Here is a 25,825-nt window from a genome sequence, read left to right as displayed (position 1 = left end):
CACACGACGACGGGCGGGGACCCTCTGGTCCCCGCCCGTCGTGGTGTTGGTCCGCGTCGTGCTGCTGTCGAAGGAACTGCTGGTCAGGCGGCTGTCATGCGCTCTCTCCGGCCTGCATGTCCACCGACAGCTCCTTCAGCTTGGCCTCGTGGGCCCGGGCGTGGTGCCCGCAGAAGAGGAGTTCTCCACCGGAGGGCAGTACGGCGCGCACCTTTGCCGCTGCACCGCAGCGATCGCAGCGGTCCGAGGCGGTGAGTTCTGGCCGGGTCAGGGTGCCGGGCATCGTCATCTCCCTCCGTCGAGGCTTCGGAAACGGAGTCCGAGCCCGCGAGCTCCGGTCGAGCGACCGTCGCTTCTCCACTGTGTCAGACGCTGCCCGCGACCGCTCGTGTTCACGCGGCGCTTTGTCGTCCGTCACGAACCGCTCATCGGTGGTGAGGGACCGCTTGTTCCGGGGTAGGGCCACGGACCACCCGATCGGGAGTCGATCTCGAGCGACGAGTGGTCGGTGATCATCGGGAGGTCCCGGCGCCGGCGTCGTCACGGCGGGACGCCGCCGTCCGGCCGACGTCGCCCACTAGCCTGTGCGCCACCATGCGGGCGGGTGGAGCGGAGGCAGCGGTGGGCGAGGACAGGGGGCGCGCCGCGGGGCTCGCCGAGGAGCTGCGCGGCCGGGGCGTCGCCGGCGTCACCGTCGTCTGGGCGGACAACAACGGCATCCCGCGCTCGCGCACGGTGCCCGTGGCGTCGCTGCCCGACGTGGCCGAGACCGGGATCGGCGTCAGCACCGTCTTCTCGATCTTCGACACCAACGACGGCATCCAGTACGGCGCGCCCGGCCGGGAGACGCCCTCGGGCGACGTGCGCCTGGTCCCCGACCTGGACCGCCTGACGCCGCTGGCCGGTCAGCCGGGACTCGCGTGGGCGCCGGGCACCCAGGTCACCGTCGACGGGACGCCGTGGCCGTGGGACCAGCGCTCGCTGCTGGTCTCGACCGTCGACGCCCTCGCCGACCGCGGCTGGTCGGCGCTCGTGGGCTACGAGCTGGAGTTCGTGGTCTCGCTGCCCAGCGAGGACGGGGCGGTCGTCCCCGCCTACCGGAGCCCGGCGTACAGCCCGCACGCGCTGCTGGAGATCGACGCCTTCGTCGCCGACCTCCTGCGCGACGCGGAGGCCAACGGGCTGCGGATCGGTCAGCTCCACGCCGAGTACGGGCCGGGCCAGGTCGAGCTCTCGCTCGGGGCCGCCGACCCCGTCAGGGCCGCCGACGACCAGCTGCTCGCCCGCCAGACGGTGCTGGCGGCCGCGGCGCGGCACGGCCTGCGGGTCAGCCTCGCGCCCCTGCCGTCGCTGCAGCTCGCGGGCAACGGCTGGCACGTGCACACCTCGCTGTGGCGCGACGGGGAGAACGTGCTCGCCGGCGGGCTGGAGGGCCCGGCGGGGACGGCCGGCGCCGGCTTCGTCGCCGGCCTGCTGCGCGACCTGCCCGCCCTCGCGGCGGTCACCGCACCGTCCGTCGGGTCCCTCGCGCGTCTGCGGCCGGGCTTCTTCGCCGGCGCCTTCGCCTTCTGGGGCATCGAGAACCGCGAGGCGCCCCTGCGCTACGTGGCGGGCTCCGAGCTGCTCGGCACCGACCACGCCAACGTCGAGCTCAAGGTGTCCGACGCCTCGGCCAACCCGTACCTCGCGCTGTCGGCGATCCTGACCTCGGGGGTCGCGGGCGTCGAGGAGAACCTCGTGCCGCCCGCACCGATCGCGTCCGACCCCGGGACCTGGAAGAAGAAGGAGCGCGCCGCCGCGGGCGTCGAGAAGCTCCCGACGACCCAGGCCGACCAGGAGGCGGCCCTGCTCGCCAACGAGCGGATCACGTCCGTGCTCGGCGAGGAACGCCTCGGGGCGTTCCTCGCCGTGCGGCGTGCCGACGCCGCCTTCGCCGCCGACCGCGAGACCGAGGACGTCCTCGCGGCCTGGCGCTGGCGGTACTAGACCCTCGTGGGCGCGGGCGCCGCCGACCGCGCGTGGGTCAGGACCGCGACGGCGGTGCCGAGCCACAGCAGGTCCCAGATCGCCAGGGCCAGCGCGGCCGCGAAGGCGGGCGGCCCGCCGGTGACGATGACCGCCGGGATCACGATCACGAGCATCCAGAGCCCGACGAGGAGGGGCAGCACCCGCGTCCCGCCGGCCCACACCCGCGCCCGGAGCACGGCGATGCCGAGCACCACCATGCCGACGCCGCTCACGATCGGCGCGACCTGGTAGAGCGGCAGCGCCGCGTCCGGCGCGCCGATGTTGGTCAGTTCGGCGGCGGCCAGGCCCAGCTGCCCGATCGCGGTGATCACGAGCCCGGTGAGCGCGAGGGCGCCCCGGCCTGCGGCACCGCACGCGACGACCGCGGCGGCGGCGGCGAGCTCGCCGAGGTGGCACGCGGCGAGGACGGCGCCGAGGAACGGTGCCTCGTCGCCCATCAGGGCGGCGGCGAGGGCGATGAGGACGGCGACGGCCGTCAGGACGACGGCGGCGAGGGCGAGGGGGCGGGCGGCCGCGCGAGGGATCATGCCCGCGGACGCTAGGAGCCCCGCGCACCACCGACATCGGGTGTTTCCCTATCCCGCCTGCTCATGACCGCACCGAGCTCCGCGCGGGACCGGATCCCGAGCTTGCGGTAGGCCCGCGCGAGGGTCGCCTCGACGGTCTTGGGACTCACGGCCAGCTCGGCCGCCACCGACCGGTTCGTCCGCCCCGCGGCGGCGAGCAGGGCCATGCGGTGCTCGGCCGGGGTGAGCCCGTCGTCGTCGGGCTCCGGCACGGGGTGCAGACGTCCGGCCTCGGTGCGCGCCCGCGCCGCCCAGGTCGCGGCGCCGACCCGCGCGAAGAGCGCCGCGGCGGCCTCCGCGTGCTCGGTCGCGGCCCGGCGACGGCGGCGGCGCCGCTCGACCCCGGCCAGGGCGAGCTGCGTGCGGGCCCGCTCGACCGGCACCGGCAGGCGCTCGTGCTCGCGCAGGGCGTCGGCGAGCGCCGCGCCCGCACCGTCGAGGTCGCCGTCGGCGGCCAGCAGTAGCCCGCGGCACCGACCTCCGAGCGCCAGCGCCCACGGACGGTCGAGGGCGTGCCCGGCCCGCAGGAGGTCGTCGACGAGCGGACGGGCCTCCTCGGTGCGCCCGACCCCGACCAGCGCCTCGACGGCGTCCGGGACGAACGGTGCGGCCAGGGGCTCGCCGTAGCCCATGTCGCGGGTCGCGGCGGCCATCGGACCGAGCACCGCCACCGCGGCGTCCGGGTCGCCGCCCGAGAGCTCGGTGAACCCGAGGGTGATCATCGGCCAGACCGTCGCGGCGACCGCGCTGCCCTCGGCGAGCAGCGCGATCGCCCGCCGGGCCTCCTGCCGGGCCTCGTCGAGGCGTCCGGCGTACGCCGCGGCGGTGGCCGTCACCGACGCCGCGATCGCGTGCGCGACGGCCCCGCCGAGCTGCTCGGCCCGCTCCGTCGTGTCGCGCGCGAGGTCCTCGGCGGCGGCGAGGTCGCCGCGCCAGCACTCGAGGATCACGTGGTGGAAGGCCGGGAAGAGCAGGTCCGCCTCGGCGCCGGTGTCGAGGGCCTCCCGGCGCAGGGCCAGGAGGACGTCGCGGGCGTGGTCGAGCTCGCCGGTCCACGACAGCAGCAGTCCGTGGACGAGGCTCGGGCGGGTCATCACCGGCCCGGACGGGCCGCCGCCGGCGGCCTCGCCGGCGAGCGCCCGGTCGAGGCCGGCGCGGTCCAGCCCGCGGCCGGCGAGGAAGGCGGTCATGGTGCGGGTGGCCTCGGCGACGGCGAGCAGGCCCACGTCGCCCGCGGCCGCGGCGTCGGCGGCCAGGTCGTCGGCGAGCCCGGCCGCCTCGGCGATCCGTCCGAGGTTGACGGTGACGTAGACGAGGTCGGCCCGGATCGGGGCGCGGAGGACGTCGTCGCCGGCCGCGGCCAGGGCCGCCTCGAGGTGCGCGGCGGCCTCGGCGTAGCTGTCGGTGTGCAGGTGGACGTGGGCGAGGAGGCGCTCGGCGGCGGCGTCACGCTCGCCGAGCGCGGTGAGGAGCTCCCGCGCCCGGGCGGCGTCACCGGCGGCCAGGAGATGGTCGGCGAGGGTCACGCGACGGCCCGGCGTGTCGCCGCCGAGGCCGAGCGCCAGCTCGAGCAGCTCGGCGGCGGCGTCGGGCGCTCCCCGCGCCCGGGCGCTCGCGGCGGCCGCGTCCAGCTCGGCCTGCACCCGGGCGTCCCCGCCGAGGCTCCCGAGCGCCCGGTGCCGGGCCCGGTCCTCCGGGTGGTCGGTCACGTCGGCGAGACGCCGGTGGGCGGCGCGCCGCGGTCCCGGTCCGGCGTGATCGGCGACCGCGGCGGCCAGCAGCGGGTGCCCGAACCCGATCCGGTCGCCGTCGATCGCGACGATCCCGTCGGCCTCGGCCGGCAGCAGCGCCGCCGGGTCGGTGCCGGCGCGTCGCAGCAGGGTGACCGTCGGCGCCGGGGTCAGGGCCACGAGCAGGAGCGCGTCGAGGCCCGCGGGCGCGAGCCGCGCCACGCGATCGGCGACGAGGGTGCCGAGGCCGGGTGGGAGCCGCTCGTCCGGCCGGTCCCGCACCGCGCGCGCCAGCTCGAGCGCGTACAGCGGCCGCCCGCCCGAGCGGCGCGCGAGCCGGTCCAGCGTCGGGCGGGGCAGGGCCGCGCCGGTGTGCTCGCGCACCAGGTGGTGCAGCGCCGAGGCGGGGAGCGCGCCCAGCACCATCCGGTCGGCCTCCCCGCGGGCGCCGACCCACGCCGGGAGCGGGGCGTCGCCCGCGTCGGCGGTCAGTCCGGCGAGCACCCCCACCGGCCCGGCGACGCGGCGCAGCGCGAAGGCGAGCGCGGCCGCGCTGGACGGGTCGACGAGATCCGCGTCGTCGACGGCGAGGAGCACGGGACCGGTCGCGCGCGTCAGCAGGCCGAGCAGCGCGCTGCCGACGGTGCGGGCATCGACCTCCGCGTGGCCCTCCTGCCCCGGTACCGCGCGCAGGAGCACGGCGTCGACCGCCCGGGCCTGGGGGGCCGGGAGGTCGGGGCCGCCGTCGCGCAGCGGCGGCAGGAGGTCGGCGAGGACGCCGTGGGGGAGCAGGGCCTCGGCCGCCGTCGGCCGGGCGGTGAGGACGAGCAGGCCCCGCGCGCGGGCCCGTCGGACCCCGGCGGCCCAGACCGTCGAGACCCCGCCGCCCGGGGGACCGGACACCGCCAGCGTCGCGGGGTCCGCCGGACCCGCCGGGCCCGCCGGGCCCGCCGCGAGCACGTCGAGGAACGTGTCGAGCCGCGCGAGCTCCGCGTCCCGACCGTGTACGCCCTCCACCGGGGCATCGTGCTGCGTCGTCCGCCCCAGCGGAAGCGCTGGTCAGGCCAGCAGGACGTCGAGGATCGCGTCGTGGACCGCGGGCCGGGCGATGAGCAGGTCGGGGGAGTACGGGTCGTCGGCGCCGAACGGCAGCGGCCGGCCGTCGAGCCGGGTCACGCGCAGGCCCGCCCCGAGGGCCACGGCCGCGGGGGCGGCGTTGTCCCACTCGTACTGGCCGCCGGAGTGCAGGTAGGCGTCGACCTCGCCGTCGACCACGGCGAGCGTCTTGACCCCGGCCGCGGAGCGGGCGACGGTGCGCACCGGGAAGGCGGCGGCGAGGCGGCGCAGCTCCACCGGCGGCCGGGACCGGCTCACGGTGACGCTGATGCCGCGCTCCACGTCGGCGGGGGTGTCGGGCACGGCGGCGACGGTGGCCGAGTCGGCCAGCTCGCCGCGGGCCGGCAGCGCCACCGCCCCGGCGACCAGGGCCCCGTCGACCACCAGCGCGACGTGCACGCCCCACTCGTCGCCACCGCGGCCGTAGCCGCTCGAGCCGTCGAGCGGGTCGACGATCCAGAGCCGGTGCGCCCCGCGACGCGGCGCCGGGTCCTGCGTGCCCTCCTCGGACAGGACGGCGTCGTCGGGGCGGTGGCGCTGCAGCGCGCCGACGAGGAACTCGTGCGCCTCGGCGTCGCCGCGGTACTCGCGGTCGCGTCCCGGCCCGGTGTCGTCGCGGAGCTCCAGCAGGATCGCCCCGGTGGCGTCGGCGAGCTCGCGGGCGAGCGCGGCGTCCTCGGCGACGGTGGGCTCGGCGGTGGCTGCGGAGCTGGTCGGCTCGTCCCTCGCGGCACTCACCCCCCGATCCTGCCCGACGGGTCGCCGCGGCACCGCGCGGGTCGACGTGATCCCGGACGTGAGGGTGGGGTCAGGGCGGGGTCAGGGCGGGGTCAGGGCGTCTCGGCGGCGGCGAGGACGCCGGCGAGCTCGTGCAGCACCGCGGCGCGGGCCTCGTCGGCACCGGGGGCGGTGTCCTCCCGCTGGTCGAGCAGCAGCCGCGCGAGGCTCGCGAGGCTGATCACCTGCGCGGCGAACTCCTCCGGCCCGCCCAGCTCGCCGAGCAGCGCACCCACCGCGTCGAGATCGCCGGAGTCCATCCCCTGGATCAGGGCCACCGAGCGGCGGTGGACCTCGGCGGGGTCGGTGTCGGGCAGATCGCTGCGTGGGTCGGGCTGCACGCGCCCCAGCATGTCAGGGCGTCGGGCACGCGGGCCTACCCACCGCGCCGGCGGCGCTTCTTCTCACGACGCTCCTCGCGGAGCTCCCGCCATGTCTCCTGCCCGGCGTCGAGGACGCCCTTGGTGATGCCCTTGGCGGCGCCCTGGGTCACGTTCTCGGTCATGTGGCCCCCCAGCTCGGCCAGCCCCTTGCCGCCCTTCTCGTGCAGGTCGAGGCGGTTGGTGGCCTCGGCGAACCGCAGGTAGGTGTCGACGCTGGCGACGACGATGCGCGCGTCGATCGTGACCAGCTCGATGCCGACCACCGAGATCTTGACGAAGGCGTCGATGACCAGCCCCTTGTCGAGGATCAGGTCGAGCACCTCGGCCAGCCCGCCCTGGGGCGACCGCCGGACGCCGGGGGAGGTCACGGCGTGGAGTGTAGGAACGACGCACCGAACATGACCATCGTCCGGACGGCCCCGTGCACGCGGCCGACCGCCGACGCGACGGTGATGAGGGACCATCCCGGGCGTGACGGGGGAGACCGGGCGGGCACGGCTCGTGGACGCGGCACCGTGGCTGATCGGGCTCGGGGTGACCGTCCTGCTGCTCGCGGTGTCGGCGCGCTACGGCTTTCACCGCGACGAGTTCTACTACCTCGTCTCGGGGCGGCACCCCGCGTGGGGCTACGTCGACAACCCGCCGCTGACGCCGGCGCTCGCCCGGTGGCAGGCCGCGCTGTTCGGCGTCTCCCCGACGGCCCTGCGCGTCGTCCCCGCGCTCGCGATCGGTCTCTGCGCCGTGATCGCCGGGCGGATAGCGCGCGAGCTCGGGGGCGACCGGGTGGCGGCCGCAGTGGCCGCGGCCTGCGTCGCCGGCGCGGCGTTCCCGCTGGCCACCGGTCACATGCTCTCCACCAGCACGATCGACGTCCTCGTCTGGACGACGCTGTCGTGGCTGCTCGTGCGGGCGCTGCGCGACGGTGGGCGGATCTGGCTCGCCGTCGGGCTGGTGGCGGGGATCGGGCTGCTGAACAAGTCGCTGGTCGCGGCGCTGCTCGGCGTGATGGCCGCCGGCGTGCTCGCGGTGGGGCCGCGGCGGGTGTTCCGCGACCCGTGGCTGGGGGGCGCGGCGCTGCTCGCGCTCGCGATCTGGACGCCGCACCTCGTCTGGCAGGCCACCCACGGCTGGCCGCAGGTGGCGTTCGGGCAGCAGATCGCGACGGTCGGCAACGGCGGGAGCGAGCCCCGGTGGACGTTCCCGCTCTTCCAGCTCATCGAGGTCAGCCCGTTCCTCGTGCCGGTGTGGGTCGCGGGCCTGTGGCGGCTGGTGCGCGACCCGGTGGTCGCGTGGGCGCGGGCGTTCGCGGTCGCCTACGGCCTGCTGTTCGTGCTGCTGCTCGTCGCGGGCGGCAAGCACTACTACCTGGCCGGGCTGTACCCGGTGCTGCTCGCCGCGGGCGCCGTGCCCGTCGTGGCGTGGATGCGGCGGGGACGCCTGCGGGGGCGGGTGGTGGGCGCGGTGCTCGTCGTGAACGTCGTCGTGGTGGCGTGGCTGATGCTGCCCCTGGTCCCCGAACGCTCGCTGCCCGGTAGCCCGCAGGTCGCGGTCTCGCCGATCCCCGCCGAGACGGTCGGCTGGCCGGAGTACCTCGACACCGTGGCCGGCGTGGCGCGGACTCTCCCGCCCGCCTCGACGATCGTCCTGGCGAGCAACTACGGCGAGGCGGGCGCCGTCGAGGTGTCCCGCGCCGAGCCCGCCCGCGCCGACCTGCCGCCCGCCTACAGCGGCCAGAACAGCTACGCCGACTGGGGCCCGCCGCCCGAGTCGGCGACCACGGTCGTCGCGGTGGGCTACGACGAGGCGACGCTGCGGCGGTGGTTCGCCGACGTGCGGGTGGTGGCGCGGATCGAGAACGAGGTCGGGGTCGACAACGAGGAGCGCGGGGCGCCGGTCGCGATCGCCACGGGGCGCCGGGACACCTGGGCGGCGCTCTGGCCGGGCATCCGCCGCCTGGCGTGACGCGCTAACCCGTTCGCCCCGGGCGCGGAAGAACGAACGGCGCTTTCGCTGCTTCGGAAGCAGCGAAAGCGCCGTTCGTTCGTCACCTCGCGGGCGGGCGGAGGCTCGCGGCGAGGACCTCAGTCCAGGTAGTCGCGCAGGACCTGCGAGCGCGACGGGTGGCGCAGCTTCGACATCGTCTTCGACTCGATCTGGCGGATGCGCTCGCGCGTCACGCCGTAGACCTGGCCGATCTCGTCGAGCGTGCGCGGCTGGCCGTCGGTGAGGCCGAAGCGCAGGCGCACCACGCCGGCCTCGCGCTCGGAGAGCGTGGCGAGGACCGACTGCAGCTGGTCCTGCAGCAGCGTGAAGCTGACCGCGTCGACCGCGACCACGGCTTCCGAGTCCTCGATGAAGTCACCGAGCTGCGAGTCGCCCTCGTCGCCGATGGTCTGGTCGAGGCTGATGGGCTCCCGGGCGTACTGCTGGATCTCCAGCACCTTGTCCGGGGTGATGTCCATCTCCTTGGCGAGCTCCTCCGGGGTGGGCTCGCGGCCCAGGTCCTGGAGCAGCTCGCGCTGGATGCGACCGAGCTTGTTGATGACCTCGACCATGTGCACCGGGATGCGGATGGTGCGGGCCTGGTCGGCCATCGCGCGGGTGATGGCCTGGCGGATCCACCACGTCGCGTAGGTCGAGAACTTGTAGCCCTTGGTGTAGTCGAACTTCTCGACCGCACGGATCAGACCGAGGTTGCCCTCCTGGATCAGGTCCAGGAACGCCATGCCGCGGCCGGTGTAGCGCTTGGCCAGCGAGACGACGAGACGCAGGTTGGCCTCGAGCAGGTGGGACTTGGCGCGCTCGCCGTCGCGGACGATCCACCGGAGGTCGCGCCGCATCTGCGTCGCGAGCTCCTGCTGGGCCTCGGCGACCTTGCGCAGCCGCTCCGAGGCGTAGAGGCCGGCCTCGATGCGCTTGGCGAGCTCGACCTCCTCCTCGGCGTTGAGCAGCGCCACCTTGCCGATCTGCTTGAGGTAGGCGCGGACCGAGTCGGCCGAGGCGGTGAGCTCGGCGTCCTTGCGCGCCTGGCGCAGCGCCTCGGACTCCTCCTCGTCCCAGACGAAGTCGCCGGACTTCTTGTCCTCCTCGGTGGGCTCCTCGGTCTCGACCTCGGCGGCCTCGACCACCTCGGCGCCCAGGACGACGACGTCCTCGGTGAGCTCGGAGGCCGCGGCCTCCAGCTCCGAGCCCTCGAGCCCCTCGAGGTCGGCGCCCTCGGGCCCGTCGGCGCCCTCGATCTCCTCGCCCTCGGGCGCGTCGGCGTCGGTCTTGGCCCCGCCGGCGGTCTTGGCGGCGCCCTTGGCGGGGGCCTTCTTGGCGCCCTTCGCGGAGCGCGTGGCGGCCTTCTTCGCCGGCGCCTCCGCGTCGTCGGGAGCAGCGACCACACCGACCGGACCGCCCGCGGCGGCGGCTTCGGGGTCGGCGGCGTCGGCGACGCGGCGGCGGGTTGCGGACTTTGCGGCTGCCACAGACGACCTTTCGTGACGAACGGCTGAACGGCGACGGGACGACGGGCCCGGGTCGCCGGACGGCCACCCGGACGCGGGACGAACAGCGAGGGCCCCGGTCCCTCCCGGTGAACCGCCTCGGCTCCCGTCCATTGTAACGAGCGGGAGCGCCGGACGTCGCACCTCACAGTCGCGGGCTGTGGACGCGCCCCCCGCACGGGGTCGCGGGATCGATTCGGAGGGGCTGCGCAGCGCGATCACCCGGCGGTGGTCCGCACGTCGTTGCGTGGACACCCGGATGTGGTCCGATGCCGCGATGGACCGCACGGTGGCACCCGTCCCGACGGGACCGACGGGGCAGACGGGACCCGCGGACCTCGCCGACCTGGCGGCGGCCGTCGCGGGGGAGACCGCGGCGCTGGCGCGGGCGGTGCGCGAGCGTGTCGTGACCCGCGAGCGCCTCGACACCAAGAGCTCGGCGACCGACGTCGTGACCGAGGGCGACCGGGCCTGCGAGGCGCTGGTCCGCGAGCGCCTCGCCGCGGCCCGGCCCGACGACCTCGTGCTCGGCGAGGAGGGCGGCGGCAGCGGGACCCCGGCCCAGGGCCAGGTCCGCTGGGTGGTCGACCCCATCGACGGCACCGTCAACTACACCCACGGGCTGCCCTGGTTCTCGGTGTCGATCGGCGCCGAGCGCGACGGGCGGATGGTGGCCGGCGCCGTCGTCGAGCCCGTCTCCGGGCGGGTCTGGCGGGCGGCCCGGGGCCACGGCGCCACGTGTGACGGCGAGCCCCTGCGGGTGTCGACGCTCGACGACCTCGCCCTGGCCGTGATCGGGACCGGGATGGGCTACGACCCGGCCCGCCGCGCACGGCAGGCCGCGCTCCTCGCCCGGATCGCCGGGCGGATCGGTGACGTCCGGCGGACCGGGTGCGCGTCGCTCGACCTGTGCGCGGTGGCCGCGGGCTGGCTCGACGGGTTCTACGAGCACGGCCTGCACCCCTGGGACCACGCCGCGGGCGGGCTGATCGCCGAGGAGGCGGGCGCGGTCGTGCGCCTCCCGGGCGCCGACCCCGACGGCCTGGGGGTCGAGGCCACGCTGGTCGCGGCCCCCGCGCTCGCGGCGACCCTCACGGAGCTGCTCGTGGCGGAGGGCGCCGGCGGGGTCGCCTGAGCGGGCCTGCCTAGCTGCTGCAGTCCACCGCACGCAGGGCGGTGAGGGTGGCGTTGTCCGGGACCTGCGCCGGGGCGCCGGAGCCGTCGGTGGCCGTCTGGCGGGACAGGGCCCGCAGCGCCTCGGTGACGGGCTGGGGCGGGGCGATGTCGCGGAAGTCGTCGCCGAGCGCGATGTCGACCTCGCTGCCCGCGCGGCCGTCGGACACGAGCTCGGCGCAGGGCACGACGAGGCTGAGCGTGCGGGCGGCGGCCGCGCCGTCGGTGCCGTAGCGGATCTGGCCGACGCACGAGAGGTCCTGCGCGGGGTAGAACGGGTCGTTGTCCGGTGGGGCGGCCTCGGCGATCCCGAGCTCGCCCAGCTCCGCGGCCGCCAGCTGGGCCTGGCCGCGCTGGCCGGCCCCGTTGAGGACCTTCACCCGCACGTCGCCCGGCGCCGCGGCCTGCTGGTCGTCCAGCGCGTCCGTCGCCTGCGGCGAGCCCGCTCCCGCCACCGGCGAGGCGTTGCACGAGGTGACCGACCCGGCGGTCGAGTTGGTGAACACCACGGTCCACGTCACGATGCTCGCCACGGCGAGCACCGCCACGAGCACCGTCGCCGGGACGAGGTTGCGCCGCCGGTAGACGTCGCGCACCCGCGATGTCCCCGCCTTGACCGTGCCGACCAACCGACGCCCCTCCCCGAGGTGGTTCCCGCCGTCGCCGAGGGTAGTGGTGCCCCGGGGCGGCGCGGACCCTGCCGCTCGGTCCGCGCGGCGCGGACATCACGATCGCGACACTCCGGGCCCGGTCTGCCGGGGCCGGCTGACCGCGGCCGGTCACGTGGGTTACCCTCCCGCCGCTCCGCAGCCGCGCGGACGTCGTCTCGTCCGTGCCGTGGGGACCCCCAACGGTGAGACCCGGGTCACTTTCCGGGTCCGGCACAAACGGTCGCCGTCCCGCGTTGTGCTGCCGCACGACAAAGACGGAACCGGGCAGAAGACCGGGCACGACCGAGGGTGGGAAACCGCTATGGCGACCGACTACGACGCCCCGCGCCGCAACGAGACCGACGAGATGGGCGAGGACTCCCTCGAGGAGCTCAAGGCCCGTCGCAACGAAGCGCAGTCCGCCGCCGTGGACGTCGACGAGACCGACACCGCCGAGAGCTTCGAGCTCCCCGGCGCCGACCTGTCGGGCGAGGAGCTGACGGTCCGCGTGCTGCCGAAGCAGGCGGACGAGTTCACCTGTGGGAGCTGCTTCCTCGTCCACCACCGCAGCAGGCTCGCCGACCAGCGCGGCGGGCTGTTCATCTGCCGCGATTGCGCAGCCTGATCAGCACTGGTCACCGCAGCGCCGCGAGGAGCTCCTCGGGGCGGCGGGTGGAGACGACCCAGTAGGGGGTGGGGTCGTCCGGGTCGAGCACCTCGATCCGGACGGCCGGGCCCACCCAGGGCCGGTGCAGGACGAACGCCTCGGGGTCGAGCTGGGGGCCGAGGGCCTCACGCTTGGCCTCGCCGGTGACGACGTCCACCCGGCCGACCTGCGCGACCGGCAGGTGCGCCGGGCCGGCCCGCAGCTCGCGCGTGGCCGACGCTCCGGCGTCCACCTCGACGCGCACGCGCCCCAGCCAGACCAGCAGCACGACGGCGAGGGGCAGCAGCAGCACGTAGGGCAGCCACGAGCGCACGCCCGGGTAGCCCATGTGGAGCTCCGCGGCGAGCAGCCCCGCCATCAGCAGGACCGGCGGCCAGGACCACCAGGGCACGAGCAGGCGCTCGGCGTAGGCCGCAGGGCCGCCCGGTGCCGTGTCGGGTCCCGGTGAGGGGCGCGGGGTGCTCACGACACCCAGAGTAGTCTCGCCCCCCGTGTCCGAGGCTGTGGTGCAGGTCGACCTCGTCCGCCTCGACGCCGGTCTCCCCGTGCCGGCCCGGGCCCGTCCCGGTGACGCCGGCGCGGACCTCGCGGCGTCCGGCGACGTGACCCTCGCCCCCGGCGAGCGTGCCCTGGTGGGCACCGGCGTCGCCGTGGTGCTGCCCGAGGGCTACGCGGCGTTCGTCATGCCGCGCTCGGGGCTCGCCGTGCGCGAGGGGATCGGGCTGCTGAACTCGCCGGGCACCGTGGACGCCGGCTACCGCGGCGAGATCCAGGTGTGTCTGATCAACCACGACCCGGCGCGGACCGCGACGATCCGTCGCGGCGATCGCGTGGCCCAGCTGGTGGTGCAGCGCGTCGAGGAGACCGAGTTCCGGGTGCTCGAGGGTGTCGACGACCTCGAGACGCTCGCCACCGTCGCACCGTCGGCACGGGGGGCGGGCGGCTTCGGTTCGACCGGGGTCGCCGCGCCGGACGGGACACCGGACAGGCAGCCGGAGGGACAGGGGGAGCAGTCGTGAGCCAGGACGGGGGCGGGGGCCGGCACCGGCACCGCGCCGGGCGCGTCGCGCAGGTGTCGGCGGCCGCGGAGCCCGCGGGCCGGCGTCACCACCAGCGTCAGGGGCCGTGGGACGCCGAGGACGCGCCGCGGGACGGCCGTCTGCGCCTCGACCTGGGGTCGGTGCAGCTCCCGGTCCCGCGCGGCGCCCGTCTGAAGGCCGAGCCCGACCCGTCCGGCCCGCTGCGCGCCGTCCACGCGATGGTGCCCGAGGGGCGCCTGACGGTCAGTGCCTTCGCCGCGCCGCGCACCGGCGGGCTGTGGCCGGAGCTGGTCGAGGAGCTCGCCGCGCAGCTGCAGAAGGAGGGCGCGACCATCCGTCGTGACCGGGGGGAGTGGGGCCGCGAGCTGGTGGCCCGCAACGGCAACACGGTGGCCCGGGTCGTCGGCGTCGAGGGGCCCCGCTGGATGCTGCGCGGCGTCGGGACCGGTCCGGTCCAGCACGCCCTCAAGCTGCACGGGATGCTGCGCGAGATGCTGCGCGGCACCGTCGTGTCGCGGTCGTCGGACCCGCTGCCGGTGCGCTCGCTGCTCCCGCTCGAGGTGCCCGAGGACGTGCCGGACGAGTTCGCCGACTCGCTCGTCGAGTCGATGCCCACCAAGCCGCGCCAGATCACGCGGCCCGAGGGCCCGGTGATCCCGATGATGCTGCCGCAGCGCGCGGGGGCGGGGACGTCGCCTGGTCGTTCCTGAGACACCCCGGTGGGGTGCGATCGGACTATCCTCGAGGGTGTCCGCGGTGGACGGCGCCCGATGGGGGCGTCCGAGCACAGCACCGCGGCGACGTGCACGGGAGCACACATGAGCGCCGAGACCGGATTCCTGCGTCGCATGGTCCGCCGTCTCACCTCCGACGTCGGCGAGCTCGACGCGGACGACCTGTCGGCCGAGGCCGTGCGGTCCGGGTGCAACCGCGCCTGCGACTCGGCCACCGGCGAGGCCGTCACCGTCAAGGGACGCCTGCGCTCGGTCGAGATCTGTCCGCGCGGCTCGGTCGCGACCCTCGAGGCCGAGCTGTTCGACGGCACCGACGGCGTCACGCTCGTCTGGATGGGACGCCGGCGGATCCCGGGCATCGAGCCCGGCCGCAAGGTCCGGGCCAGCGGGCGCGTGGCCGTGCGCGACGGCCGCAAGGTGATCTACAACCCCTACTACGAGCTGCAGCGCGCGCACTGACGCCTCGGGCGGCGGACCTCCCGCCCGTCGGGGGTCGTACCGTGCAGGTGACCCGCCCGCCGTCCCCCGGGAGTCCGCCATCCGACCCGAGACGCGCTCCACCGGCGACCCCGTCGACCCCCCGACCGGGCCGGTCGACCTGCGCCGCGCCGACCCGCCGACGGAGTCGTTCGCCGCCGACCGGCGGGTGGACGGGGTCGAGGAGCCCATCGAGGAGGCCCCCGAGGAGGACGCCCCCGAGCCCCGGACCCCGACGCTGCTCGACCAGATGGGCGGCGTCTCCGGGATCATCGCCTCGGGCGTGCCGGTGGTCGTGTTCGTGGTCGCGCAGGCGCTGTCCGGCAACCTCGTGGCCTCGATCGCGGCGGCCGTGGGGTCGGCGATCGCCGTGGCGATCTGGCGGTTCGTGCGCGGCGACGCGATCCAGCCCGCCCTGTCCGGCCTGCTGGGCGTCGCGGTCTGCGCGTTCGTGGCCTGGCGCACCGGCGAGGCCAAGGGCTTCTTCCTGCTCGGGATCTGGACGAGCCTCGTCTACGGCGGCGTCTTCCTGCTGTCGGTGCTCGTGCGGCGCCCGCTCGTCGGCGTCATCTGGCACCTCGTCAACGGCGAGGGCCAGGAGTGGCGCCGCGACCCCCGGGTGCTGCGTGCCTACGACCTCGCCTCGCTGGCCTGGGTGGTCGTGTTCGGCGCCCGGTTCGTGGTGCAGCGGTGGCTGTACGACTCGGTGTACGCCGACACCTGGCTCGGCTGGGTGCGCATCGCCATGGGTGTCCCGCTCGCCGCGCTGGCGGCTGCCGTCACGGTGTGGGCCATCCGGCGCAGCCGCCAGGCCGCAGCGGGTGAACCCGAGCCGGCGCCCCGCTCCCGCGGCAAGAGATCAACGGGGACTTCGCGCGCCTAGAAGCAGCGAACAGCACGTTCGCTGCGGAACCCGACCTGCCGGCCTACTCCTCCGGCTCGCCGCGCAGGACGCGCTGGATCTCCTCCTCGACGTCCTCGCCCGCCACGAACATCAGCTCGTCGCCCGGTTCGATCGGGTCGTCGGGCTGGGGCACGATCACGCGCCCGCCGCGCAGGATCGCGACGAGCGCCGCCTCGCGGGGCAGGGGGACGTCGCGCACGGCCCGCCCGGCGAGCGGGGTGTTGGCGGGCAGGGTGACCTCGACGAGGTTGGCGGTGCCCTGGCGCAGGGTCAGCAGGCGCACGAGGTCGCCGACCGTGACGGCCTCCTCGACCATGGCGGCGAGCATGCGCGGGGTGGACACGGCGACGTCGACACCCCAGGCGTCGTTGAACAGCCACTCGTTGCGGGGGTCGTTGACGCGGGCGACGACGCGGCGCACGGCGAACTCGGTCTTCGCGAGCAGCGAGACGACGAGGTTGACCTTGTCGTCGCCGGTCGCGGCGATGACGACGTCGCAGCCCTGCAGGCGGGCCTCCTCGAGCGAGGCGAGCTCGCAGGCGTCGGCGTGCACCCACTCGGCCTGCGGCACGGCCTCGGGCTCGACGTGGGCGAGGTCGCGCTCGATGAGCATGACCTCGTGCTCGGCCTCGACGAGCTCGGCGGCGATGGAGCGGCCGACCGCACCGGCCCCGGCCACGGTGATGCGCATGCCTACTCCGCCCTCTCCGGCGAGGCCGCCGCGGCGGCGGTGACCGCGGCGACGGTGCCGCTCACGGCCGCGGCGTAGACGACGTCCTCGGCCTGGAGCACGGTCTCGTCGGTGGTGAGGATGCCGCTGCCGAAGCGGACGATGAACGCCACGCGGCTGCCCGTCGCCTCCTCGAGCTCGGTGACCGGGCGGCCCGACCAGTCCTCGTGGAAGTGCACCTGCATGATCGCGACGGTGCCCGAGGGGTCGCGCCACGCCGTGGCGACGCCGTCGGGCAGCAGCATGCGCAGCAGGCGGTCGGTGGTCCACGGGACGGTGGCGACGGTGGGGATGCCGAGGCGCTCGTAGACCGCGGCGCGCTTGGCGTCGTAGATGCGGGCGACGACCTGGCCGACGCCGAAGGTCTCGCGGGCCACGCGCGCGGCGATGATGTTGGAGTTGTCGCCGGAGGACACCGCCGCGAACGCCTCCGCGCGGTGGATGCCCGCCGCGGTGAGCGTCTCGCGGTCGAATCCGACGCCGACGACCTCCTGCCCGTGGAAGTCGCTGCCGAGGCGCCGGAACGCCTGCGGGTCCCGGTCGACCACGGTCACGTCGTGGCCCAGCCGCTCGAGAGCGAGCGCGAGGGACGACCCCACGCGCCCGCAGCCCATCACGACGATGTGCACGCCCGGCCTCCCCGACTCCCACGACTCCCCGATTGGCGGTGCGCACCGTATCGCCCGGATCGCCTCACCGGGACGCGCCCGCGCGCGGGGACGCGCCTACGCTTCGTGCGTGTCCAAGCTCGCCACGGCGGCCAAGCGTCTCGTGCTCGGCCTGCCGTTCCGCAGCGACGCACTGCAGGGCACCCTGCTGCGCAAGCGCATCGCCCTGCCGGTGTTCGCCTCCGACGCCCTGTCGTCGGTCGCGTACGCCCCGCAGGAGGTGCTGATCACCCTGTCCCTCGCGGGACTGGGCGCCTACGCGCTCTCGCCCTGGGTCGGCGTCGCGGTGATCGTCGTCCTCATCACGGTGGTCGTCAGCTACCGCCAGAACGTGCACGCCTACCCCTCGGGCGGCGGCGACTACGAGATCGCGACCGTCAACCTGGGCCGCTACGCCGGCCTCACGGTGGCGAGCGCGCTGCTCGTCGACTACACGCTGACGGTCGCGGTGTCGGTGTCGTCGGCGGCGGACAACCTCGGCGCGCTCGTGCCGTTCGTCGGCGACCACAAGGTGCTCTTCGCGGTCGCCGCGATCGTCGTCCTCACCGCCGTCAACCTGCGCGGGGTCCGCGAGTCGGGCGTCACCTTCGCGATCCCGACCTACTGCTTCATCGTCTGCATGGTCGGCATGATCGTCGTCGGGGCCGTGCGGCTGGCCCTCGGCCAGGACCTGGTCGCCCCCAGCGCCGGGTTCGGCGTGCTGCCCGAGGGCGGGGGCGACTCCACCGACGACCTCACCCAGCTCGCCCTGGTCTTCCTGGTGCTGCGCTCGTTCACCCAGGGCTGCGCGGCGCTCACCGGCGTCGAGGCGATCAGCAACGGCGTGCCGGCGTTCCGCAAGCCCAAGTCGCGCAACGCGGCCACCACGCTGGCGCTGCTCGGGCTCATCTCGGTGTTCCTGTTCTCCGGGATGATCGCGCTGGCCCGTTCCTCGGGCGTGGTCATGGCCGAGCGCCCCGCCGAGCAGCTGGTGGGCGCCCCGGCGGGCTACCGCCAGGAGACGCTGGTCGCGCAGCTCGCCGAGACGGTGTTCAGCGGGTTCCCGCCGGGCTTCTGGGCTGTGACGATCTTCACCGCCCTCATCCTCGTGCTGGCGGCGAACACCGCGTTCAACGGCTTCCCGGTGCTCGGGTCGATCCTCGCCCAGGACCGCTACCTGCCCCGACAGCTCCACACCCGCGGCGACCGGCTCGCGTTCTCCAACGGGATCCTGTTCCTGGCGTTCTTCGCGGTGGTGCTGGTCGTCGGCTTCGGCGCCGAGGTCACCGCGCTGATCCCGCTCTACACCGTCGGCGTGTTCGTGTCGTTCACGCTGTCCCAGACCGGGATGGTGCGGCACTGGACGCGGCTGCTGCGCACGGAGCGGGACGCGGGCGAGGTGGCGCGGCTGCGGCGTTCGCGGTGGATCAGCGGCTTCGGCACGGCCATGACGGGCACGGTGCTGGTGGTCGTGCTCGTCACGAAGTTCGTGGTCGGCGCGTGGATCGCCATCGTCGCCGGGGTCGTCGCGTTCCTCATGATGCTCTCGATCCGCCGGCACTACGACCGGGTCAGCGAGGAGATCGCCGCCCCCGAGGTCATGACGAGCACGCTGCCCAGCCGCAACCACGCGATCGTGCTGGTCTCGCGCCTGCACATGCCGACGCTGCGGGCCGTCGCCTACGCCCGGGCGACCCGGCCGGACGTGCTCGAGGCGCTGACGGTGAACGTCGACGACGCCGACACCCGCACGCTGGTGGCGGAGTGGGAGGCCCGCGACATCCCGGTGCCGCTCAAGGTCGTCGAGTCGCCCTACCGGGAGATCACGAAGCCGATCCTGCAGTACGTCAAGCGCATCCGGACCGACAACCCGCGGGACGTGGTGACCGTCTTCATCCCGGAGTACGTCCTCGGGCGCTGGTGGGAGCAGCTGCTGCACAACCAGAGCGCCCTGCGCCTCAAGGGCAGGCTGCTGTTCCAGCAGGGCGTCATGGTGGTCAGCGTCCCGTGGCAGCTGGAGTCGTCGAAGCGTGCCGCCGCCCGGCGTCCCCCGGGCGCGCCCGGCTCGGCGCGCCGCGGCTACGAACCCCCACCGGGCGCCGGTGCCACCGGTGCCGCGCCCCCCGACGCCGCCCCGGCGCCCCCGCCACGGAAGACGAAGCCCGAGCCGGCAGGACCGCGATGACCGCCGGGAGACGCAGCAGACAGGGGAGCACGCCGATAGGGGAGCTCGACCCGTCGACGCCGATCGACTGGACCGACCGCCTGCTCGAGGTGGACGTGGGCGCCGTCGCGCACGGCGGGCACTGCGTGGCGCGCCACGAGGGCCGGGTCGTGTTCGTGCGCCACGCGCTGCCCGGCGAGCGGGTGCGTGTCGTGGTCACCGAGGACGGCGGCGGCGCGTTCTGCCGTGCCGACGCGGTGGCCGTGCTGCACGAGTCGCCCGACCGCGTCACGCCGGCGTGCGCCTGGGCCGGCCCGGGCGGGTGCGGCGGCTGCGACTGGCAGCACGCGACGCCGGCGGCCCAGCGGGAGCTCAAGGCCGCGGTGGTGGCCGAGCAGCTCGCGCGGCTGGCCGGGATCGAGCGGGACGTGGTGGTCGAGGAGCTGCCCGGCGGGCCGCTGGACTGGCGCACGCGGATGCGGATGGCGGTCACCGACGACGGCCGGCCGGGCCTGCGGGCCCACCGCAGCCACGAGGTGCTCCCGGTCGGCGACTGCCCGATCGCCGCGCCGGGCGCGCTGGCCCCGGTGCTCGAGCGGGAGTGGACCCCGACCGCCGAGGTCGAGATCGTCCGTGACGCGCAGGGCGAGGTGCACGCGGCCGAGCTGTTCGAGGGCGCCCGGCACCCGGAGCTGGGCGGCGGCACCGCCCACGAGCAGGCGGCGGGGCGCGACTGGGCGCTGCCCGCGGAGGCGTTCTGGCAGGTCCACCCCCATGCCGCCGACGCCGTGGTCGCCGCCGTGCTCGAGGGCGTCGGCGAGCTCACCCCGGGGGCGTGCGCCTGGGATCTCTACGGCGGCGCGGGCCTGATCGCGGCCCCGCTGGCCGAGCGCGTCGGCGCCGAGGGCCGGGTGGTGCTCGTCGAGAGCGACCCGGCGGCGACCGCCGCGGCGGGGGAGTGCCTGACCGACCTGCCCGCCGTGCAGGTGGTCCGCAGCCGGGTGGAGAAGGTGCTGGGCTCGCTGCCCGGCCCGCCCGACGTGATCGTCGCCGACCCGCCGCGCAAGGGCCTCGGCCGCCGCCTGGCCTCCGAGCTCGCGCAGGTGGGCGCCGCGCGGATCGTGCTCGTCGCCTGCGACCCCGCCGCGCTCGCCCGCGACGTCGCGGCCCTGGCCGAGCACGGGTACCGCCTGGACGTCCTGCGTGCCTTCGACGCCTTCCCCATGACCCACCACGTCGAATGTGTCGCAACGCTCCTCGCGTCATGAGCCACTCCGGTACGAAGGACCCGGGACCGTCGAGGGGATCACCGGTGAGCGGCAGCCTCGTCAGCGCAGGACTGGTGCCGGCGGGGCCGGTGAGCTTCCTCGACGGTGTGCGCCTGGTCGACCACCACTGCCACAGCGTCGTCGCCGGCCCGCTCGACCGGCCGGGCTTCGAGGCCCTGCTCACGGAGGGGGCCGCGCCCGCCCCGGGCACGAGCAGCTTCGACTCGGCGCTGGGGTTCTCGGTGCGCCGCTGGTGCGCGCCCGCGCTCGACCTGCCCGCCCACACCGCGCCCGACGACTACCTGGCCCGCCGCGCCGAGCTCGGCCCCGACGAGGTCACGCGGCGGTTCCTGGGCGGTGCCGGGGTCGGCACCGTGCTCGTCGACCACGGCTTCTCCGCCGACGGCCTGCTGCCCCCGGCGATGCTCGGCGCGGCGGCGGGCGCCGCGGTGGGCGAGGTGGTGCGGCTGGAGGCCGTCGCCGAGGCCGTGGCCGACGCGGGCGTCACCGCCGCGGACTACGGCGACGCCGTGGTCGAGGCCGTCGCCGTGCGCACCGCCGACGGGCGCCACCCCGTCCCCGTGGCCTGCAAGAGCGTGCTCGCCTACCGGGCCGGGTTCGACGTCGACCCGACGCGCCCCGAGCCGGACGCGGTGCGGAAGGCCGCCGACGGGTGGCTGCGCCGCCGCGCCGGCACCGGCGAGCCGCTGCGCGACCCGGTGCTGCTGCGCCAGGCGCTCTGGGCCGGCATCGACACCGGGCTGCCGCTGCAGCTGCACACCGGCTTCGGTGACGCCGACGAGGACCTCCACCGCTCCAACCCGGCCCTGCTCGTGGGCCTCGCGCGCCTCGTCGAGCCGCTGGGCGTGCCGCTCATGCTGCTGCACTGCTACCCGTACCACCGGGAGGCCGCCTGGCTCGCGCAGGTGTTCGCGGTCGTCCACGTCGACGTGGGCCTCGCGGTGCCCTACGTGGGCCCGCGGGCGGCCACGATCATCGCCGAGCTGCTCGAGCTCGCCCCCTACGGCAAGGTGCTCTACTCCTCCGACGCGTTCGGCCTGCCCGAGCTGCACCTGCTGGGGGCGCTGCGCTTCCGGTCGGCGCTGGGTGGTCTGCTGGAGCACCTCTGCGCGACCGACGAGCTCGCGCCCGCCGACGCCGAACGGGTGGCCATGATGATCGGGACCGACAACGCACGCCGGGTCTACGGGCGGATGCCGGTGTGACGGTCCGTCCCGGCACGCCCGTCCCCGCCGAGCCGCCGCGTCCCGACCCCGCGCTCCGGGCGGCGCTCGAGGCCGAGCTCGACGACGCCGTCGCGCTGCGCCACGCCCTGCACCGCGACCCACGGCTCTCGGGCGACGAGGCGGACAGCCGCGACCTCGTGCTCGCGGCCCTGGGCGACCTCGCGGTCCCGGAGCTCGTCGCCGACACCGGCGCCATGCTGCGTCTCGGCACGCCCCCCGACGCGGGTCTGCCCGCGGTCGCCGTGCGCGCCGAGCTCGACGCGCTGCCGGTCGTCGAGCGCACCGGCCTGCCCTTCAGCGCCACCGGCCCGGCGGCCCACGTGTGCGGCCACGACGTGCACGTCGCCGCGCTCGTCGCGGTCGTGCGGGCGCTGGGCCGGGTCGGCGCCGACCGCGTGCCCGCCCCGCTGCTCGCGGTGTTCCAGCCGCGGGAGGAGAAGGCGCCCTCGGGCGCGGCCGACGTCGCGGCGGACCCGCGGTTCGCCGCGCACGAGGTCGGCGCGGTGCTGGGCGTGCACGTCCAGCCCGAGCTGCCCCGGGGCACGGTCTCGGTGCGCGGCGGGCCGGTGAACGCCTCCGCCGACGAGATCGAGATCGAGGTGCACGGCCGCGGCGGGCACGGCGGCTACCCCCACCGCACGCGCGACCCCGTGCTCGCGCTCGCGCAGATCGTCACCGCCGTGCACCACATCGTGTCCCGCCGGGTCGACCCCATGGCCGCCGGCGTCATCACCCTCGGGCAGATGGAGGCGGGCTCGGCGCCCAACGTCGTCCCCGAGACCGCGACCGCCCGCGGCACGGTGCGGGCGCTCGACGCGTCCCGCGACGAGCTCCTCGCCGCGCTGCGCGAGGTCGTCGAGAGCACCGCCCGGGCCTACGACTGCTCCGCGACGCTGACGGTGGTGCCCAACGAGCCCGCGGTGGTCAACGACGACGCGCTCGCCCGCACCGTCTCGCGCGCCCTGGGCTCGCGCCGGTCGGACGACCCCGGCACCACCGAGCCCGCCGCCGAGGGCCTCGTGCTCGACACCACGTTCCGCTCCTGCGGCGCCGACGACTTCTCCCACTACGGTGAGGTCCTGCCGTCGTTGATGCTGTTCGTCGGCGCCGCCGCCGCCGGGACCACCCCCGGCGACGGCCCGGGGCTGCACCACCCCGAGTTCTCGCCGGACGACGCGATGGTCGGCGAGGTCGCCCGGGCCCTGCTCGCCGCCGTGACCGCCGCGGGCGCCGCCCTGGCGGCGCCGGTGCCGGCGGCCGCCCCGCCCGCATAGACGCCTCCCCACCCCCCACCCGGAGCCGACGAGTCACCGTGACCGAGATCCAGGCGTTCGCCCGCGAGTTCCTGCGCGACCCCCTCAACGTCGCCGCCCTGTTCCCCAGCTTCGCCCCGCTGTGCCGCCAGGCCGCGGCGCCGCTGCCCGAGACCGGCGACCCGGTGGTCCTCGACCTCGGCGCCGGCACCGGGCAGGTCACCGACGTCATCCAGGAGAAGCTCGCCGGTCGCGGGCGCCACATCGCCGTCGAGTTCAACCCGCGCATGGCCGCGGTGCTCGCCGAGCGGCACCCGAAGGTCGAGGTGATCTGCGACGACGCCCACGCGGTGGTCGAGCGGCTCCTGGCCGAGGGGGTGCGCACCGACCTCACCGTCTCCGGGTTGCCGTGGCTCGCGACCGCGCCGCGGCGGGGCCGGTCGATCTTCGAGCCGCTGGCCCGGCTCGCCGCCCCCGGCGGTGCGGTGACGCAGCTCGCCCACGCCTGGATCCGCTTCTTCCCGGACGCGAAGAAGGTGCAGCGCAACCTCGAGGCGAACTTCGAGGAGGTCGTGGTGACGCGCACGGTGCTCGCGAACATCCCGCCGGCCGTGGTCTACGTCGCGCGCCGACCCCGCCTCTGAGTGACGGACCAGGTGACGCACGCGGACTGCGGGTCCTGCCCGCGTCCGTAGACTGGCGCGCTGAGAAGTCTGGACCGATTCGCCAGTCGAGGTGACCCCGTGACGTTGTTGGACCGTGTCCGCACCCCCGCGGATCTGCGCGGGCTCGACGCGGACGAGGTCGTCGCCCTCGCCGCGGAGATCCGTGCGTTCCTGGTGGACAAGGTGTGCCGCACGGGCGGGCACCTCGGGCCGAACCTGGGTGTGGTCGAGCTGACGCTCGCCCTGCACCGGGTGTTCGACTCCCCGCGGGACGCGCTGATCTTCGACACGGGTCACCAGAGCTACGTCCACAAGATCCTCACCGGGCGCGCGGGCGACTTCGACAGCCTGCGCCAGGGCGGCGGGCTGTCCGGCTACCCCAGCCGCGGCGAGAGCGAGCACGACCTCGTCGAGAACTCCCACGCGTCGACGGCACTGTCCTGGGCGGACGGGCTGGCCAAGGCCGACGCGCTGACCGGGCGCGACCGCTCGGTCGTCGCGATCGTCGGCGACGGCGCGCTCACCGGCGGGATGTGCTGGGAGGCGCTCAACAACATCGCCGCCGCGCCCGACCGGCCGGTGGTCATCGTCGTCAACGACAACGGCCGCTCGTACTCGCCGACGATCGGCGGGCTGTCCCGCAAGCTCACCTCGCTGCGCCTGCTGCCCCGCTACGAGCAGGTGCTCGAGCACGGCAAGCGCGCGGTGCAGCGCATGCCGGTGCTGGGCTCGACGCTGTACTCGGCGCTGCACGCCGCGAAGGCCGGGATGAAGGACGCCCTGAGCCCCCAGCCGCTGTTCGCCGACCTCGGGCTGAAGTACCTCGGCCCCGTCGACGGCCACGACATCGAGGCCATGGAGCACGCCCTGCAGAGCGCCCGCGACTTCGGCGGGCCGGTCGTCGTGCACGCCGTCACCGCGAAGGGTCGCGGGTTCGCGCCCGCCGAGGCCGACGAGGCCGACCTCATGCACTCGCCGGGGCCGCTGGACCCGGAGACCGGGCAGCCGGTCGGGCCCAAGCCCCGGGACTGGACCTCGGTGTTCACCGAGTCGATGCTGGAGCTGGGCCGCGAGCGCTCCGACATCGTCGCGATCACCGCCGCCATGCAGGGCCCCACCGGGCTCGCGGCGTTCGGCGAGGCCTACCCGGAGCGGCTCTTCGACGTGGGCATCGCCGAGCAGCACGCGATGACCTCGGCCGCCGGGCTCGCCGCGGGCGGGATGCACCCCGTCGTCGCGATCTACTCGACGTTCCTCAACCGCGCGTTCGACCAGCTGCTCATGGACGTGGCGCTGCACCGCGCGCCGGTGACGATCGCGCTCGACCGGGCCGGCGTGACCGGCAGCGACGGCGCGAGCCACAACGGCATGTGGGACCTCTCGATCCTCGGGATCGTGCCGGGCCTGCGGGTCGCGGCCCCGCGCGACGCGGTCACCCTGCGCGACGAGCTGCGCGAGGCGGTCGGCATCGACGACGGGCCGACGGCGCTGCGCTGGTCGAAGGGCGCGGTGCCGGCGTCGGTGCCCGCCGTCCGCTCGCTCGGGCCGGCGAGCGGCCCGGGGCGAATCGACGTCCTCGCCGAGCCGCAGCGGCCCTCGCTGGCCGCCCCGCGCCCCACCGCCGTCGACCGGCTGCCCGACGCCGATCTGCCCGACGTCCCCGACGTCCTGCTGGTCACCGTGGGGGCCTTCGGCGAGCTCGGTGTGCAGGCCGCGGAGCGCCTGACCGCGCAGGGGATCGGCGTCACCGTCGTCGACCCGCGGTGGGTGCAGCCCGTGCCCGAGGCGCTGCGGACCCTCGCCGGCGAGCACCGGCTCGTCGTCACCGTCGAGGACGGCGGGCGGCACGGCGGGGTGGGCTCGGCGCTCGCCGAGGCGCTCTCGGCCGACGGCGTCGACGTGCCCGTGCGGCGTCTCGGCCTCGACCAGGAGTTCCTCGCGCACGCCTCCCGCGGCCAGGTGCTCGCGAGGGCCGGGCTCACCGACGCCGACGTCGCCCGCCGGATCACCGAGTGGGTCTCCGGCCGCCCCGTCTCCGGCCGCGAGGCGCTGACCGTCCCGGACGCGGATCTCGCACGCTGACCTGCGGCTTTTCTCAGCGCTCGCTCAGGTGACCTG

Annotated in this window: 24 protein-coding genes and 1 pseudogene; 14 read left to right on the top strand and 11 right to left on the bottom strand. The window is 75.7% G+C overall.

Annotated elements, in window-relative coordinates:
• Positions 1 to 94 precede the first annotated feature (94 nt).
• Positions 95 to 289 carry a DUF7455 domain-containing protein gene (locus WCD41_RS29795; protein WP_133825150.1) on the bottom strand — a complete coding sequence of 65 codons (195 nt, stop codon included), beginning with the start codon at positions 287 to 289 and terminating at the stop codon, positions 95 to 97.
• A 332-nt stretch (positions 290 to 621) separates the two neighbouring features.
• Here WCD41_RS29795 and WCD41_RS29790 point away from each other — a divergent pair, with 332 nt between their 5' ends.
• Complete coding sequence (locus WCD41_RS29790; protein WP_337718880.1) at positions 622 to 1,986, top strand: type I glutamate--ammonia ligase; 1,365 nt, start codon at positions 622 to 624, stop codon at positions 1,984 to 1,986.
• Here the strand turns inward: WCD41_RS29790 and WCD41_RS29785 are convergent.
• The 5 genes from WCD41_RS29785 to gvpJ form a co-directional block, all read right to left on the bottom strand.
• Positions 1,983 to 2,555, bottom strand: a complete 573-nt coding sequence (locus WCD41_RS29785) for a hypothetical protein (protein WP_337718879.1) — start codon at positions 2,553 to 2,555, stop codon at positions 1,983 to 1,985. The genes WCD41_RS29790 and WCD41_RS29785 overlap by 4 nt on opposite strands.
• 11 nt (positions 2,556 to 2,566) lie before the next feature.
• Positions 2,567 to 5,341, bottom strand: a complete 2,775-nt coding sequence (locus tag WCD41_RS29780) for a helix-turn-helix transcriptional regulator (RefSeq protein ID WP_337718878.1) — start codon at positions 5,339 to 5,341, stop codon at positions 2,567 to 2,569.
• A 42-nt stretch (positions 5,342 to 5,383) separates the two neighbouring features.
• Positions 5,384 to 6,178, bottom strand: coding sequence for an inositol monophosphatase family protein (locus WCD41_RS29775; RefSeq protein WP_337718877.1), 795 nt, complete (start codon positions 6,176 to 6,178; stop codon positions 5,384 to 5,386).
• A 92-nt stretch (positions 6,179 to 6,270) separates the two neighbouring features.
• The gene (locus tag WCD41_RS29770; RefSeq protein WP_337718876.1) at positions 6,271 to 6,558 is read right to left on the bottom strand and encodes a hypothetical protein; all 288 of its coding nucleotides are present in this window, start codon (positions 6,556 to 6,558) and stop codon (positions 6,271 to 6,273) included.
• Positions 6,559 to 6,593: 35 nt separating this feature from the next.
• Positions 6,594 to 6,968 (bottom strand): gas vesicle protein GvpJ, encoded by a 375-nt coding sequence (gene gvpJ, locus WCD41_RS29765; protein ID WP_337718875.1) that lies wholly within the window; start codon positions 6,966 to 6,968, stop codon positions 6,594 to 6,596.
• Between the two features lie 103 nt (positions 6,969 to 7,071).
• Here gvpJ and WCD41_RS29760 point away from each other — a divergent pair, with 103 nt between their 5' ends.
• Positions 7,072 to 8,562 carry an ArnT family glycosyltransferase gene (locus tag WCD41_RS29760; RefSeq protein ID WP_337718874.1) on the top strand — a complete coding sequence of 497 codons (1,491 nt, stop codon included), beginning with the start codon at positions 7,072 to 7,074 and terminating at the stop codon, positions 8,560 to 8,562.
• A gap of 119 nt (positions 8,563 to 8,681) precedes the next feature.
• Here WCD41_RS29760 and WCD41_RS29755 read toward each other — a convergent pair.
• Positions 8,682 to 10,088, bottom strand: a pseudogene (locus WCD41_RS29755) (RNA polymerase sigma factor); the annotation flags it as partial.
• 277 nt (positions 10,089 to 10,365) lie between these two features.
• On the opposite strand from WCD41_RS29755, the gene WCD41_RS29750 reads away from it, so the two are divergent.
• Positions 10,366 to 11,223 carry an inositol monophosphatase family protein gene (locus tag WCD41_RS29750; RefSeq protein WP_337718873.1) on the top strand — a complete coding sequence of 286 codons (858 nt, stop codon included), beginning with the start codon at positions 10,366 to 10,368 and terminating at the stop codon, positions 11,221 to 11,223.
• A 10-nt stretch (positions 11,224 to 11,233) separates the two neighbouring features.
• Here the strand turns inward: WCD41_RS29750 and cei are convergent, their stop codons facing one another.
• Entirely contained in the window at positions 11,234 to 11,890 is a 657-nt protein-coding gene (gene cei / locus WCD41_RS29745) for an envelope integrity protein Cei (RefSeq protein WP_337718872.1), read from the bottom strand.
• Positions 11,891 to 12,233: 343 nt separating this feature from the next.
• Between cei and WCD41_RS29740 the strand changes: the two genes are divergently transcribed.
• Positions 12,234 to 12,536 (top strand): DUF4193 domain-containing protein, encoded by a 303-nt coding sequence (locus WCD41_RS29740; protein WP_133825164.1) that lies wholly within the window; start codon positions 12,234 to 12,236, stop codon positions 12,534 to 12,536.
• A gap of 10 nt (positions 12,537 to 12,546) precedes the next feature.
• Here the strand turns inward: WCD41_RS29740 and WCD41_RS29735 are convergent, their stop codons facing one another.
• A complete protein-coding gene (locus WCD41_RS29735) occupies positions 12,547 to 13,044 on the bottom strand; it encodes a DUF3093 domain-containing protein (protein WP_337718871.1) in 498 nt (165 codons plus the stop codon).
• A gap of 25 nt (positions 13,045 to 13,069) precedes the next feature.
• On the opposite strand from WCD41_RS29735, the gene dut reads away from it, so the two are divergent.
• The 4 genes from dut (at position 13,070) to WCD41_RS29715 (ending at position 15,712) form a co-directional block, all read left to right on the top strand.
• Positions 13,070 to 13,597 (top strand): dUTP diphosphatase, encoded by a 528-nt coding sequence (gene dut, locus WCD41_RS29730; protein WP_337718870.1) that lies wholly within the window; start codon positions 13,070 to 13,072, stop codon positions 13,595 to 13,597.
• Complete coding sequence (locus tag WCD41_RS29725; RefSeq protein ID WP_337718869.1) at positions 13,594 to 14,328, top strand: DUF3710 domain-containing protein; 735 nt, start codon at positions 13,594 to 13,596, stop codon at positions 14,326 to 14,328. Before dut ends, WCD41_RS29725 begins: the two co-directional genes overlap by 4 nt.
• A gap of 108 nt (positions 14,329 to 14,436) precedes the next feature.
• Positions 14,437 to 14,811 (top strand): OB-fold nucleic acid binding domain-containing protein, encoded by a 375-nt coding sequence (locus WCD41_RS29720; protein WP_337718868.1) that lies wholly within the window; start codon positions 14,437 to 14,439, stop codon positions 14,809 to 14,811.
• A gap of 187 nt (positions 14,812 to 14,998) precedes the next feature.
• Positions 14,999 to 15,712, top strand: a complete 714-nt coding sequence (locus WCD41_RS29715) for a DUF3159 domain-containing protein (protein WP_337718867.1) — start codon at positions 14,999 to 15,001, stop codon at positions 15,710 to 15,712.
• Between the two features lie 43 nt (positions 15,713 to 15,755).
• Here the strand turns inward: WCD41_RS29715 and WCD41_RS29710 are convergent, their stop codons facing one another.
• Entirely contained in the window at positions 15,756 to 16,424 is a 669-nt protein-coding gene (locus WCD41_RS29710) for a potassium channel family protein (protein ID WP_337718866.1), read from the bottom strand.
• A 2-nt stretch (positions 16,425 to 16,426) separates the two neighbouring features.
• Positions 16,427 to 17,092: a potassium channel family protein gene (locus WCD41_RS29705; RefSeq protein WP_337718865.1), complete on the bottom strand. Its 666-nt coding sequence runs from the start codon at positions 17,090 to 17,092 to the stop codon at positions 16,427 to 16,429.
• A 109-nt stretch (positions 17,093 to 17,201) separates the two neighbouring features.
• Between WCD41_RS29705 and WCD41_RS29700 the strand changes: the two genes are divergently transcribed.
• The 6 genes from WCD41_RS29700 (at position 17,202) to dxs (ending at position 25,789) form a co-directional block, all read left to right on the top strand.
• Positions 17,202 to 19,295 carry an APC family permease gene (locus tag WCD41_RS29700; RefSeq protein ID WP_337718864.1) on the top strand — a complete coding sequence of 698 codons (2,094 nt, stop codon included), beginning with the start codon at positions 17,202 to 17,204 and terminating at the stop codon, positions 19,293 to 19,295.
• Complete coding sequence (locus tag WCD41_RS29695; RefSeq protein WP_337718863.1) at positions 19,292 to 20,542, top strand: class I SAM-dependent RNA methyltransferase; 1,251 nt, start codon at positions 19,292 to 19,294, stop codon at positions 20,540 to 20,542. Before WCD41_RS29700 ends, WCD41_RS29695 begins: the two co-directional genes overlap by 4 nt.
• Positions 20,543 to 20,586: 44 nt before the next feature.
• Entirely contained in the window at positions 20,587 to 21,768 is a 1,182-nt protein-coding gene (locus WCD41_RS29690) for an amidohydrolase family protein (protein WP_337718862.1), read from the top strand.
• A complete protein-coding gene (locus WCD41_RS29685; protein WP_337718861.1) occupies positions 21,765 to 23,063 on the top strand; it encodes a M20 metallopeptidase family protein in 1,299 nt (432 codons plus the stop codon). Before WCD41_RS29690 ends, WCD41_RS29685 begins: the two co-directional genes overlap by 4 nt.
• 38 nt (positions 23,064 to 23,101) lie before the next feature.
• Complete coding sequence (locus WCD41_RS29680) at positions 23,102 to 23,686, top strand: class I SAM-dependent methyltransferase (protein ID WP_337718860.1); 585 nt, start codon at positions 23,102 to 23,104, stop codon at positions 23,684 to 23,686.
• Positions 23,687 to 23,785: 99 nt separating this feature from the next.
• Positions 23,786 to 25,789, top strand: coding sequence for a 1-deoxy-D-xylulose-5-phosphate synthase (gene dxs, locus WCD41_RS29675; protein WP_337718859.1), 2,004 nt, complete (start codon positions 23,786 to 23,788; stop codon positions 25,787 to 25,789).
• Positions 25,790 to 25,825: the final 36 nt, after the last annotated feature.

Origin of the sequence: Actinomycetospora aeridis, assembly GCF_037400275.1 — a bacterium.
Taxonomy (GTDB): domain Bacteria; phylum Actinomycetota; class Actinomycetes; order Mycobacteriales; family Pseudonocardiaceae; genus Actinomycetospora; species Actinomycetospora aeridis.
The sequence above is the reverse complement of the archived record's forward strand: the minus strand, read 5'-3'. Positions and strand labels throughout refer to the sequence as shown.

What these genes read in the sequence shown, in the direction of transcription:
- WCD41_RS29795 (WP_133825150.1), bottom strand. Translation starts at nt 289, where the DNA reads ATGACGATGCCCGGCACCCTGACCCGGCCAGAACTCACCGCCTCGGAC.
- WCD41_RS29785 (WP_337718879.1), bottom strand. Translation starts at nt 2,555, where the DNA reads ATGATCCCTCGCGCGGCCGCCCGCCCCCTCGCCCTCGCCGCCGTCGTC.
- WCD41_RS29750 (WP_337718873.1), top strand. Translation starts at nt 10,366, where the DNA reads ATGGACCGCACGGTGGCACCCGTCCCGACGGGACCGACGGGGCAGACG.
- WCD41_RS29740 (WP_133825164.1), top strand. Translation starts at nt 12,234, where the DNA reads ATGGCGACCGACTACGACGCCCCGCGCCGCAACGAGACCGACGAGATG.
- WCD41_RS29720 (WP_337718868.1), top strand. Translation starts at nt 14,437, where the DNA reads ATGAGCGCCGAGACCGGATTCCTGCGTCGCATGGTCCGCCGTCTCACC.
- WCD41_RS29710 (WP_337718866.1), bottom strand. Translation starts at nt 16,424, where the DNA reads ATGCGCATCACCGTGGCCGGGGCCGGTGCGGTCGGCCGCTCCATCGCC.
- WCD41_RS29695 (WP_337718863.1), top strand. Translation starts at nt 19,292, where the DNA reads ATGACCGCCGGGAGACGCAGCAGACAGGGGAGCACGCCGATAGGGGAG.